Raw genomic sequence first — 11,853 nt, forward strand, 5'->3', positions numbered from 1 at the left:
CTGCACAAGGGCATGCCCTTGGCCAGCGGTCTCGGCTCCAGCGCCGCCAGCGCGGTGGCGGCGGTCACCGCGGCCAACGCCCTGCTCCGCCTAGACCGGTCTCAGGAAGACCTGCTGCGCTGTGTGCTGGAGGCGGAGCGCAGCGCCTGCGGCTCGGCCCACGGTGACAACGCCGCCCCGTCCCTTTACGGCGGCTTCGTTTTGGTCCGCGGCGCCGGCGGTGCCAACCCGCGGGTGGACCCTCTGCCGGTGGCCGACGACCTCTTCTGCGCTCTCCTCCATCCCCACGTGGCGGTGGAGACCGGCGCCGCCCGGGCGCTGCTGGGAGACCGGGTGCCGCTGGCGGCGGCGGTGGTTCAATGGGGCAATACGGCGGCTCTTACCGCGGGCCTCTTCCGCGACGACGACGAGCTCCTCGCCAGTGCCCTGGAGGACGCCATCGCCGAGCCCCTACGCGCCGGCAATGTCCCCGGCTTCGCCGACCTGCGGCAGGCGGCCCTCGACCACGGCGCCCTGGGAGCGGGCCTCTCCGGCTCCGGCCCCACCCTCTTCGCCCTCTGCCGCGGCCGACGGCGAGCCCGGCAGATCGCTGACGCCATGGCCCGGGCGCTGGAGCCCCACGGCGTCGAAGGAGACACCTTGGTCACCCCCGTGGGCGCCCCGGGCGCTCGCGTGCTGGCCCGGGGAGAAGAACCATGCGCTACCTGAGCACCGGCGGCAAAGCCCCGGCGGTGGATCTGCGCACTGCCCTCTTCCGCTCCTTGGCACCGGACGGCGGCCTCTACCTGCCCGAGAGCCTGCCCCGCTGGCCCCAGCTCGGAGAGGTGGCCGCGGACGCTCCACTCTCCACCACCGCCCGCCGTCTGGCGCCGCCGCTGCTGCCGGACCTGCCGAAGGAAGTGGTGGAGTCGCTGGTGGACGACGCCCTGGACTTCCCGGTGCCGCTGGTGCCGGTGGCGGAAGCCACCTACATCCTGGAGCTCTTCCACGGCCCCACCCTCGCCTTCAAGGATGTCGGAGCCCGCACCATGGCGCGGCTCTTCGCTCATCTCCAGGGTGAGGCAAGCTCCGAGCCGCTGACGGTGCTGGTGGCCACCTCCGGCGATACCGGCAGCGCCGTGGCCCAGGCCTTTTTGGGAGTTCCGGGGACCCGAGTCGTGGTGCTCTACCCCAAGGGCAAGGTGAGCCGCGTGCAAGAGTGTCAATTCACCACCCTGGGGGAGAATGTCCATGCCCTGGCGGTGTCGGGAACCTTCGACGACTGCCAGCGGATGGTCAAAGCGGCCTTCGCCGACACCGAGCTCAGCCGCCAGCTGCGCCTGACCTCCGCCAACTCCATCAATCTCGGCCGGCTACTGCCCCAAAGCTTCTACTACGCCCACGGCGCGGCCCAGCTCCTCCGCCAGCTTGCCGGCCAGCTTGAGGGCCGCACCGACAGCCCCGAACCGCCCGTCTTCGTCGTCCCCAGCGGCAATTTCGGCAACCTCACCGCCGGCCTGCTGGCCCAGCGCATGGGAGTCGAGGCGGGCGCCTTCGTCGCCGCCACCAACGTCAACGACGTGGTCCCCGAGTACCTGGAGGAAGGAATCTTCCGCCCGCGCCCGTCCCAGGCCACCCTGTCCAACGCCATGGACGTGGGCAACCCCTCCAACTTCGACCGCATCCTGTGGCTCTATGACGGGGATCGGGACGCCATCCTCCGAGACCTGCGCGGGGCGCGGGTCACCGACGAAGAGACCCGGGAGACCATCCGGCGGGTCCACCAGACCACCGGTTACCTCCTGGATCCCCACACGGCGGTGGGCTGGGCGGGGCTGGAAGAGCTGCGGAGCCAAGGAAGAGTGCCCCGAGACGAACCCGCCATCCTCCTGGCCACCGCCCATCCGGCCAAATTCGGCGAGACCGTAGAACCCCTGGTCAAGGCAGAGATTCCCCTGCCGGAGCGACTGAAGGAATGCCTGAAACGCCCCAGCCGGGCTCGGGACTTGGAGCCCGAGGCGCCGGCGCTGGAGGCTTTTCTTCGGGGTCTCTAGGAGCCCGTCAGGTCGCCACCGCCGTCGGCCGCACCGGGGGTTGTTGACGCTGCCGGCTGCGCCAGCGGCGCACGGCGGCGAGGGCGAGGCTCACCAGGGCGACGAAGAGCGCCAGCCCGACGAAGGGCAGCAGTAGCGACAGGATGGCGAAGCTGATGGAGCCGCCGGCCTCGGCGGTGGAGATCAGCGGATTGGCCAGCCCGCCGGTGGCGGCGGAGGACAGGCCCCGTACGGCCGCCAGCCCGGTGTGCACTGCCCCGGCGGCACCGCCGCCGGCGATCACCGCCAGGCTCCACTTGAGCATGGGATCCATGCCCACCACCGCCGAAGCGGTGACGATGGTCCCGGCGACCACGGCGGCGGGAGCCCCCAGGGTGTCGAGGAAGTTGTCCAACCAGGGCAGGTAGTAGGCACCGATCTCCAGCAGCGTGGCGATGGCGAGGACGGTGAGCGCCGGCCAGGTGCCGATCCAGGCGAAGCTGTCCATCAGCTCCAGATATCCGGACAGGCTAGCGATGCTCATCATCAGCAGGGGCACGAAGATGCGGAAGCCACAGGCCGCCGCAAGCCCCAGCCCGAGGGAGAGGCTGAGCAGGGTCTCGAGAGTGGTGATGTCGGTTTCCATAATGCCCAAGACTACGACATCGGGGTTGATTTTGATTCAGGGCGGGTGGGAAGGTTGCGATCCCAGTAGCCAACGACGGCGATTCCACCATCCCCGCCCGGGGATCCAATCCCCAGGCTACTCAAGTTCCGCCGGCTCTGCCGGCTTCGGAGCTCCAGCTCGGCAGGATTTTCCTCAGGGAGCCGGATTCATCCGGCGGTGCCTACTTAGCCCCGGGATTGATCCCGGGGCGGGGGTGCCTCATCGACGCAGCCTCCTACCTGCTCCTACGGTCTCCAAATCCACCCCCGTCACTCCCGCGAAGGCGGGAGTCCACACCTTGCTGGGGAGACCGCGCCGACGATCCAGGCAGACCTTCCAGAAGCGATAGCTCAAAGCAGGCCACCCTCACGACTCACCACCGCGTGGATTCCCGCCTTCGCGGGAATGACGACGAGGCTATTGCAGCGCGCCACCCAAAGAAGCAGGGACAGGAACTCCACCACCTCCGCCCGGGGAGAAAAACCCTGGGTTCCTCAGTGTTTGCTGTCTCCGGAGGCCTTGCGCCGTCGGCGGCGCAGCAAAGACCACCAGGATTCGAGCTCCGGTAGCCGGAAGGCCGCCGCGGCGCCGAGGTAGAGGGCGGCGTAGACCGCCAGCACCAGCATCGCCTGGAAGGCTACGTGCCAGGCCGGCAGGACCAGCCACAGCAGCACCGCCGGCACGCCGGCAGCCAGGGCCAGCAGAAGAAAGCGCCCCGGTGGCGCCACCGGCGGCGGTGCCGGCAGGCGCGTCGCCAGCACCCGGCGTAAGCTCACCAGCTCCACCCACGACCCCACCGCCGAGCCCACCGCCAGCCCCACTGCGCCGAGGAAGAGCACGTCCGGCCCCAGCCCTCCGGAGGACACCACCTGCCCCACCGTGTCCGAGACCGTAAAGTGATCCAGCCAGAGCATCAACCCGGCGCCGATGGCGCTGCCGACGGCGACCCGCAGCGCCGCCACCTTGGCCGGCGAGCGGGTGTCGCCGAGGGCGTAGAAGAGATTCTGCAGCAGCCGGGAGGCAGTGCTCGCCGGCAAGCCCAGGCTGTAGGCCGCCAGCACCAGGTAGACCAGCCATTGGTCGGTGACCGAGAACTCGCCGCTGCGGTACAGCAGCCCCGTCACCAGATAGCCGAAGATTAGATATCCCACCGCCGTCGGCAAGACCAGGAAGGACATCTGCCGCAGGGAGCGGCGGGTGCGCTGGAGCAGCCGGTCCGCCGGGCCGTCGGCGACCCGGGCTAGCTCCGGCAGCTCCGCCGCTGCCACCGAGATACCGAAGAGGCTCACCGGCAGGGCGTAGAGAAAGGAGCCCCAGCGAATGGCGGAGATGGCGCCGACGGCGAGAAAGGAAGCCAAGAAGTGGTCCAGATAGAGGGAGAGCTGCACCACCCCGCGCCCCGCCAACACGGGCCCGAAGGCGCGTAGAGACTCCCGCACCCCCGCCACCCGGGTCGACACCGAGATGCGCAGGCCGGTGAGCAGCCGCAAGGCCAGGGGCAGCTGGACGAGGAATTGGAGCAGCCCCCCCACCAGGGCGCCGGCGCAGGTGACCAGCAGCACCCGGGAGGCGGCGTCGATGCCGGCGGTGGGCCCCAGCCAAAGGGCACCAGCAGTGCCCAGGGTGGCGATGATGGAGACGTTCCACAGCACCGGCGCGAAATACGACAGGAAGAAGCGGCGGTGGCTGTTGAGCACCCCCAGGCACCAGGCGCTGAGCATCAGCAGGCCGGTCATGGGGAAGATCCAGCGCACCGCCCGCACCGACAGCTCGAACCGATTCACCTCCATGGTTCCCGCCGCCACCTGCGCCGCGTCGTTGAGATAGCCGGTGGCGAAGATGGCTACGATGGGCCGCGCCAGGAGGATCCCGGCGACGCTGAGGGCCGCCGCCAGAGCCAACAACAGCCCGAAGACGGCCCCGGCGAAGCGCCCCGCTTCCTCCTCCCGCCCCTGCTCCACCATGCGGGCGTAGATGGGGATGAAGGCCGCCGAAAGGGTTTGCTCGCCGAACAGGACCTGGAGCACGTTGGGGCCCCGAAAGGCCGTGGTGAAAACGTCGGTGAAGGCGCTGCCGCCAAAGAAGTGGGCGATGACCCGCTCGCGCACGAAGCCGACGATGCGGCTGGAGAAGATGCCCGCCGCCACCACGGCGGCGCGGCTCCCTCCCCCGCCGGAAGCCTCGGCGGGGGGTTGCTCGGCGTGAGGTTCTGCGCCACGGGACTCGGCTGGCTGGACCTCGACGGGCTGGGCCTCGGCGGGGCTGGACTCGGAGGGCTCCCTCACGCCCGCTGTCTCACCGCCTGCGCCACCGCCGGATTGCGCTTGATGGCCTTGCGGTCCGCCGGTGACAAGGTCGAAACCAGCCGTGCCGCCACCTGCCGCGGGGTCTTGGGATTCTGCACCAGAGCCAATCGCACCGGATATTGGGAGGTCCAGGCGGAGGTCTTGCCGATGGCCTCCAGGGCCCGGCGGGGGGCGATCTTGCTGCGAGCGATCTCCAGCACCGTGGCGGAGTCCAGCTGGCGGCCCTCGAGGCAGCGCAGCACCAGGGCCTCGTCGCGGAAGAAGTCGCTCCACAGCTGTTTGAGCAACGGTCGGCCGTGGCGCCGCACCGCCGCCACCTTCTCACCGCCGCCCATGGCCCGGAAGCGGGTCTGGAGGCTCGACCGAGCCTTGGATTTGACCTCCAGATGGCGCACCCTGGGGCTGGAGAGCACGGTGAGCAGATCCCCCAGCTGGCCGATGGTACCGACGATCTCCAGCTGCGCCGCCGCCGGTGCCGACGGACATTGGAGCAGCGCCCGCCGCACCAGCGGCCGGCGGAAGAGGCGCTTGTCGCGGTAGATGGCCTGGGCCACCCGCGGCCCCGCCCGCCGGGCCACCCCCGCCGCCAGATTGTCCGGCAGCGCCGGGTTGGAGAGCAGCGCCAGCTGCACCTCTTCGTCCAGCTCTCCCGACAACACCCGCAGAAGATCGTGATCGTCGCTGGTGGCCGCCAGCTGGAGCTCCCGTTCGCGGGTGGCGAGATCCGCCGGAGCCGCTTCCTCGTCCTCCTCCGGCGGCGCTTCCTCGGCGGCAGGGGGTTGCGGCGTGGGCTCTTCGGCAACGGGTTCTTCGGCAACAGGCTCTTCCGCAACGGGTGCTTCCAGCCGCAGCTCTTCTTCCGAAGGTTCCTCTTCCGAGGGCGCCGAAGGATGGGGCTCCGGCAGCTCCGGCAGCGGCATCTCGCCGGTGAGGGGAGCGAAGAGGGAGGCGATCTCCGGATCCATCTCCGGAAGAGCGTCCGTCGGCTCCTCCACAGGGGCCGGCTCCGCGGCGGCGGGCTCCTCCACCACCGGCGGCGCAACGTCGGTCTCCGGCTCCACCGACTCCGCGGTCGGGGTCGTCGGAGGAGCCGCCTCGGCGGCCGGCGCCTCGGGCTCCTCCTGGCCTTCGAAGAGAGCCTGGAGATCCTGCTCTGCCGAAACCTCCGGCGGCGGCTCGGGGACCGGCGGCGGCGCCTCCGCTTTCGGTGCCCCCGGCTTGGCGCGGGAGGAAGACAGGCTGTAGGCCCGCTCCCGCACCACCGTCCGATCGTGACCGTCGAGGGTGCGGAAGAGCTGGCGCACATCCTCCTGAATCTCCTGCCGCTCCTCGGCGGAGATGTGGGGAGAGTCCATCTCCCGCATCAGATCGAAGATGGCGATCTGCTTTTCCAGCTCCTGCCGGTGCTCCTGCGGGGTGTGATCGTTGCGCAGGAGCGCTTCTTTGATCTCCCAATCGTCGAACCAGCGCTGGTTCAAGCAGATGAAGTTGAGCACCGACTCGGCCTCGATCCAGGCGGCGATACGCTGCACCACACCTTGATCCGAGGCGCCGTGGGCTGCCGCGGTCTGCAGGCTCTCGAGCAACTTGAGGTACGAGATCTCCTGCTCAGAGAGCTCTCTTTCCGTCGCTGCTTCGTCTTCTCGTCGGTCCATCGTTACGTGCCGGGGAGGCCCTGTTTGTGCCGTCTTCGGGTCGCTCGCATGGTAGCACTGAACCGCCTTGCTGAGGGCGCCGAAGGCAGTCTACCGTCCTGGCGAAGGGAGCCCGAGCACCGTGGTATCCTCTGGGACCCGTGAGCGAAGCCGTCGACATTCTCCACCGGGCCTTCGAAGAGGTGGGTTCCGGCCTCCTGCTGGTGGTCACCGGCGCTGGCGTCAGCGTCGCCAGCGGCATCCCCACCTTCCGCGGCGACGACCCCGGGGCCATCTGGAAGCGGGACGTCACCGAGCTCGGCACCTATGCCTACTTCCGGGAGGATCCGGTGGGTTCCTGGCGCTGGTATCTGAGCCGCTTCGAGCGGGTTCTAGGAGCCGAGCCCAACGATGCCCACCGCGCCCTGGCGGCCTTGGAGCGCTGGCAGGTGGCCCGGGGCGGGGATTTTCTGCTGGTGACCCAGAACATCGACACCCTGCACGAGGACGCCGGCTCCCAGCGCCTGGTCAAGGTTCACGGCACCGCCGACCGCGTGCGGTGCGCCACCGACGGCTGCCGGCTGGGCGCCCCGGGGGGCTCCATCCCCCGTTCGGAGATCGACCTCGGCCCGTTCTTGGAGAAGCCCGCCGCCGAGCACCTGCCCCGTTGCCCCCAATGCGGCGACGTTCTGCGCCAGCACGTGCTGTGGTTCGACGAGTACTACCAGGGGCACAGCGACTACCAATTCTCCCGCGTGCAGCAAGCCCTCGAGCGCATGGCGTTGGTACTCTTCGTCGGCACCTCCTTCTCCGTCGGCGTCACCGAGATGGCGCTGCGCTCGGGCATTTTGTGGAAGACCCCCATGTACTCCATCGACCCCTCCGCGACGGTGCGGATGAACCGCCTCACCAGCCTCGACGCCCAGGCGGAGACACTGCTGCCCCAGGTGTGCGAGGCCCTCGGGGCAGAGCTTGGCAGCCCATGGTAAAAGTCGAGCCGCGCTGCGAGCGGTCCTTTTCCGCCGAATCTTCGTTCGAAAACCTCGCCGATACCCGCATCGCCTGCGGTTTTCCGGCCTTGATTCGGCGAAAAATTGCTCGCTCTCGCTGGCGTCTGACTTTTGCCACGGGCTGTTGGAGATTCAGCTCGGACTTGACACACTAACGACCTTTCATGTTTAAGTATCGGCGTCCGTCCCTGGCACGATCCCCGAATGGTTCGGCCGCACAGGTTTGAATTTTTATCGACTGCGATTCAGCAATGATCGGAGGGCAGCATGAAGTTGGGTGACGTTCTGAAGAAGGAACGCGAGAAGAAGGGGGTTTCCGTCGAAGACACGGCCTCCCACCTGAAGGTCTCTCAGGAGCACTACGAGGCCATGGAAGCGGGAGAATCAGAGGCGGAAGAGTGGGGCCCCCTGCTAGCGCAGATCGCCATCAAGCTGGAGACTCCTACGGCTCGCCTGCTGAGCGAGACCGGACGCTCCGAGGATGCCAAGGAGGGCGAGTGCGGCTCGCTCGTCACCAAGCATCGGGAACGCCATGAGCTGACCACCGAGGCCATGGCCGACCATCTGGAGATCTCCCAGGAAGAGTACGAGAAGATCGAGAGCGGAGACTCGGCCCTGGAGCAGATCGGACCGCAGCTTCTGCGCTTCGCCGAGCTCATCGAGCAGCCGGTGTTCAACCTCTTCTACCCCTGCGGTCTGCCGTTCCAGGAGCTGGACGACTACCCGTAAGGAACCCTCTCGCCGAGTCGCGGGTTCTCTGCAACCAGCAGCTTGCGGAGTCTGGGGCCTCGCCATCCGGCGGGCCCCTTTTTCGTGTGCGCTTTCTCGAGGAAGGACCGATGCCCGCGGAAGCGCCTTCAGCGCACAAAAAAAAGCGACCTCGGCATTCCGAGATCGCTTCCTGGCCGCAGTCTGCGACAATCGCGCTGACGGCCTCTGACAAGACGATGGCCCGACCAATGGCCAGACACCGAAGTGTCAGATCGCCGCGACGGGAGCAGCCCCCCCAAGTTTTGCCACCGTCGCGGCGAAAGCTCATGCCCGGTTGCCGCTGTCTCGCGCCTGCGGGCCGAACTCACGGAACTACTAGAGCAAGCGCCGTGCCAACCTTCTGAGAATCGAGAGAATCCCTGTATCTAGGGCCTTTCGCGCCTTCGCCCCAAGATCCTCCTGACGAAGCTGACAATCTTCGGCAACCCCACCCCGGGGGTAGGTGACAAGGATTGTCGCTACCGTCAGGAAATCTCCCCGGAAGAACCCCCCGAGGTCTCCGAAGTCTCCTCTGGAGCCCCCCTGACAGCCTTGGCTCCGACGGGGATCTCGTCCTCGATCTCGAGGAAACGGCGCAGCCAGGCGGTGCCGAAATAGAACGGCACCGTATCCACCCCTGCCGCCAGCACCTTGAAGACGTAGCCGGTGAGAATGAAGACCCAGAGCTGAGGCCAGATGGCCTGCTGGCCGTCCACCGGCAGCGCCCCGGCATAGAAGTGGGTGATGGTGATCACCGCGAAGCTATCGACGAATTGGCTGACCATGGTGGAGCCGTTGTTGCGCAGCCAGAGATGCCGGCCCCGGGTCAGCCGCTTCCAGAAGTGAAAGACGTGAACATCGCAAAGCTGGGCTGCCAGGTAGGCGATCATCGACGCCGCCACCGCTCCCAAGGTTAGGGTCCGTACCTCGAAGAAGACCGGTAGCCGCCCGGCGGCGTCGGGCACCGCCTGGTCGAAACCCGGTAGCAGCCCGCCGACCCAGACGATGAAGACCAGCCACAGGTTGACCAACAATCCCACCCACACCATGGCGTTGGCTCGGCGGCGGCCATAGATCTCGGACACGAAGTCGGTGCACAGGAAGGTCAGCGGATAGGGCAGAACTCCCACCGCCAGGGGTACCGGCACGGTGCGACCGAAGATCTCGAAGCTGAGATCCAAGAAGCGGGTCACCCCCAGGATGTTGAGCATGGTCATGGAGCCGATGAACAGGCCGGTGAGGACCAGGAAGACTCCTTCCCGCCGTCGCTGGAGCTCCGCCGCCCGCGGTGAGGAGGCGCTCGTCGGGTCGTACATGGAGAAGGAGGATAGCCTATTCCAGGAGCTTGCTGAAAAAGTCAGTCGCAAGCGAGAGCGTGAAATTTTCGAGCAGAATCGAGGCGGAGAACCGCAGGCGATTCGGGAATCGTCGAGGTTCGACAACGAAGATTCGGCCGAAAAGAGCCGCTCGGAGCGCGACGCGGGTTTTTCAGCAAGCTCCTAGGGGCACCATTTCGAAGCCAACCCTGGTAGGCTAACGCGCCATGGATCTCGCCGCCCCCGTTCACGCCGCACGCAACTGGTCGAATCACTTCTTCATCGAAATGGGCCGCTTCGCCACCCTCCTGTGGCGGGTGTTGGTCTGGACCCCTCGGCCGCCCTACGACTGGCGCCAGCTGCTCACCCAGATGGTGCGAGTGGGGGTGCAGTCGGTACCGGTGGTCCTGCTCACCGCCATGTTCACCGGCATGGTGATGGCGTTGCAGAGCTTCCGGGTGCTGGTGCGCTTCAGCGCCGAGGGCTACGTCGGCTCGCTGGTGGCGCTGTCCATGGTGCGCGAGCTGGCGCCGGTGCTGGGAGCGCTGATGATCGCCGGCCGCTGCGGCTCCGCCATGGGCGCCGAGCTGGGCACCATGCGGGTCACCGAGCAGATCGACGCCCTGGAAGTGCTGGCCACCGACCCCATCCACTACCTGGTGGTGCCGCGGGTATGGGCCACGGTGCTGATGCTGCCCATGCTGATCATCCTAGCGGACGGCCTGGGGATCGTCGGCGGCTACCTGGTGTCGGTGGTGATGATGGGCTCGAATCCCGTCACCTACATCTCCAACAGCTTTCAATACATGGAGATGAACGACCTCATGTCGGGCCTGATCAAAGCCGCGGTCTTCGGGCTCCTGATCTCGGTCATCGGCTGTCAGAAGGGCTTCTACACCACCGGCGGCGCCGCCGGCGTCGGCCGCTCCACGACCCAGGCGGTGGTGCTGGCGAGCATCTCCGTGCTCATCGTCGACTTCTTCCTCACCAAAATCCTGTTCTGAAGCGGACCCGTCCTGCCATGACCTCCACCCAAGAACAAGATCCCGGCAACGCCCGCCCCTCGGATGAGCCCCATCCGGCATCCGAAGGCCATCCGGCATCCGAAGGTGCCGAGACGCTCAAGATCCGCCTGCAGGACGTCTCCAAGAGCTTCGGCCCCAAGGTGATCCTGGACGGCCTCGATCTGGAGGTCTACGAGGGCGAGTCGCTGGTGATCATCGGCGCTTCCGGCGTCGGCAAGAGCGTGCTGCTCAAGCACATCATCGGCCTGATGCGCCCCGACTCCGGCTCCGTCGAGGTGGACGGCATCGATCTCAGCACCCTCGGCTACCGCCAGATCACCGACTTCCGCCGGCGCTTCGGCATGGCCTTCCAGGAAGGCGCCCTCTTCGACTCCATGAACGTGCGCGCCAATATCGGCTTCCCGCTGCAGCGCGCCCGCCGCTTCTCCCGCCAGGAGATCGACCAGCGGGTGGACGAATGCCTGCGGCTGGTCAACCTCGAAGGGGCCGGCTCGAAGCTTCCGTCGGAGCTCTCCGGCGGCATGCGGCGGCGGGTGGGCTTCGCCCGGGCCATCGCTCTGGAGCCGGAGATCCTGCTCTTCGACGAGCCCACCAGCGGCCTCGACCCGGTGATGACGGCGGCCATCGACGATGTCATCCTCGACCTCCAGCGCACGCTCCAGACCACCACCATCACCATCACCCACGACATGGTCAGCGCCTTCCGCATCGCCGACCGGGTGGCGATGATCCACCAGGGCCGGATCATCGCCGAGGCGCCGCCGGAAGAGTTCCGCCGTCTCGACGATGGACGGGTGCAACAATTCATCGAAGGCCGAGCCGAGGGGCCCCTCACCGCATGAACACCGGCCACGGCCCGACGGCCCCCATTTCGTCCCGCATTTCGCATCGAATCGCCGCCGGCGCCTCGCCGGTTCCGGGAGACTCTCTATGTCCAACGTGATCAAAGTCGGAATCTTCGTCACCGTCGTGCTGGCGGTGCTCGCCTATCTGGTGATCAAGGTCGAGGATTGGAGCCTCTTCGGTAGCGCCGGCCAACGGGTCGAAGACCACGTCGACCCGTTGGCCGGATATGAGATGCACCCTAAAAAATCACACCTAAAAGTATTTTATCGAATTCTATAATATTTTAT

Annotated in this window: 11 protein-coding genes; 7 read left to right on the top strand and 4 right to left on the bottom strand. The window is 67.3% G+C overall.

Annotation, left to right across the window (positions count from 1 at the left end):
• The coding region (locus SX243_21725; GenBank protein ID MDY7095605.1) for a homoserine kinase at window positions 1–708 on the top strand (708 nt) is incomplete at its 5' end.
• Entirely contained in the window at window positions 696–2,033 is a 1,338-nt protein-coding gene (thrC, locus tag SX243_21730) for a threonine synthase (protein MDY7095606.1), read from the top strand. The genes SX243_21725 and thrC, both read left to right, overlap by 13 nt.
• 7 nt (window positions 2,034–2,040) lie before the next feature.
• Here the strand turns inward: thrC and SX243_21735 are convergent, their stop codons facing one another.
• The 3 genes from SX243_21735 to SX243_21745 all read right to left on the bottom strand — a co-directional run bounded on the left by SX243_21735 (window position 2,041) and on the right by SX243_21745 (window position 6,571).
• Window positions 2,041–2,658 (bottom strand): DUF4126 domain-containing protein, encoded by a 618-nt coding sequence (locus SX243_21735; protein MDY7095607.1) that lies wholly within the window; start codon window positions 2,656–2,658, stop codon window positions 2,041–2,043.
• Window positions 2,659–3,173: 515 nt separating this feature from the next.
• Window positions 3,174–4,964 carry a murein biosynthesis integral membrane protein MurJ gene (gene murJ / locus SX243_21740; GenBank protein ID MDY7095608.1) on the bottom strand — a complete coding sequence of 597 codons (1,791 nt, stop codon included), beginning with the start codon at window positions 4,962–4,964 and terminating at the stop codon, window positions 3,174–3,176.
• The gene (locus SX243_21745) at window positions 4,961–6,571 is read right to left on the bottom strand and encodes a hypothetical protein (protein ID MDY7095609.1); all 1,611 of its coding nucleotides are present in this window, start codon (window positions 6,569–6,571) and stop codon (window positions 4,961–4,963) included. Before SX243_21745 ends, murJ begins: the two co-directional genes overlap by 4 nt.
• A 209-nt stretch (window positions 6,572–6,780) precedes the next feature.
• On the opposite strand from SX243_21745, the gene SX243_21750 reads away from it, so the two are divergent.
• Window positions 6,781–7,608: a Sir2 family NAD-dependent protein deacetylase gene (locus SX243_21750; GenBank protein MDY7095610.1), complete on the top strand. Its 828-nt coding sequence runs from the start codon at window positions 6,781–6,783 to the stop codon at window positions 7,606–7,608.
• Between the two features lie 288 nt (window positions 7,609–7,896).
• On the top strand, window positions 7,897–8,358 hold the full coding sequence (locus SX243_21755; protein MDY7095611.1) for a helix-turn-helix domain-containing protein: 462 nt from the start codon (window positions 7,897–7,899) through the stop codon (window positions 8,356–8,358).
• 506 nt (window positions 8,359–8,864) lie between these two features.
• On the opposite strand, the gene SX243_21760 is transcribed toward SX243_21755, so the two are convergent.
• Window positions 8,865–9,695: a queuosine precursor transporter gene (locus tag SX243_21760; protein MDY7095612.1), complete on the bottom strand. Its 831-nt coding sequence runs from the start codon at window positions 9,693–9,695 to the stop codon at window positions 8,865–8,867.
• Between the two features lie 227 nt (window positions 9,696–9,922).
• On the opposite strand from SX243_21760, the gene SX243_21765 reads away from it, so the two are divergent.
• From SX243_21765 to SX243_21775, 3 genes are all read left to right on the top strand, one after another.
• Window positions 9,923–10,699, top strand: coding sequence for an ABC transporter permease (locus SX243_21765; GenBank protein MDY7095613.1), 777 nt, complete (start codon window positions 9,923–9,925; stop codon window positions 10,697–10,699).
• A 17-nt stretch (window positions 10,700–10,716) separates the two neighbouring features.
• Window positions 10,717–11,562 carry an ABC transporter ATP-binding protein gene (locus SX243_21770; GenBank protein ID MDY7095614.1) on the top strand — a complete coding sequence of 282 codons (846 nt, stop codon included), beginning with the start codon at window positions 10,717–10,719 and terminating at the stop codon, window positions 11,560–11,562.
• A gap of 88 nt (window positions 11,563–11,650) precedes the next feature.
• Window positions 11,651–11,845, top strand: a complete 195-nt coding sequence (locus tag SX243_21775; GenBank protein MDY7095615.1) for a hypothetical protein — start codon at window positions 11,651–11,653, stop codon at window positions 11,843–11,845.
• The last annotated feature ends 8 nt before the right edge of the window (window positions 11,846–11,853 follow it).

This window comes from Acidobacteriota bacterium (genome assembly GCA_034211275.1).
Taxonomy (GTDB): domain Bacteria; phylum Acidobacteriota; class Thermoanaerobaculia; order Multivoradales; family JAHZIX01; genus JAGQSE01.

Coding starts and splice junctions, on each gene's coding strand:
- thrC (MDY7095606.1), top strand. CDS start 696: ATGCGCTACCTGAGCACCGGCGGCAAAGCCCCGGCGGTGGATCTGCGC.
- SX243_21735 (MDY7095607.1), bottom strand. CDS start 2,658: ATGGAAACCGACATCACCACTCTCGAGACCCTGCTCAGCCTCTCCCTC.
- SX243_21755 (MDY7095611.1), top strand. CDS start 7,897: ATGAAGTTGGGTGACGTTCTGAAGAAGGAACGCGAGAAGAAGGGGGTT.
- SX243_21760 (MDY7095612.1), bottom strand. CDS start 9,695: ATGTACGACCCGACGAGCGCCTCCTCACCGCGGGCGGCGGAGCTCCAG.
- SX243_21765 (MDY7095613.1), top strand. CDS start 9,923: ATGGATCTCGCCGCCCCCGTTCACGCCGCACGCAACTGGTCGAATCAC.
- SX243_21770 (MDY7095614.1), top strand. CDS start 10,717: ATGACCTCCACCCAAGAACAAGATCCCGGCAACGCCCGCCCCTCGGAT.
- SX243_21775 (MDY7095615.1), top strand. CDS start 11,651: ATGTCCAACGTGATCAAAGTCGGAATCTTCGTCACCGTCGTGCTGGCG.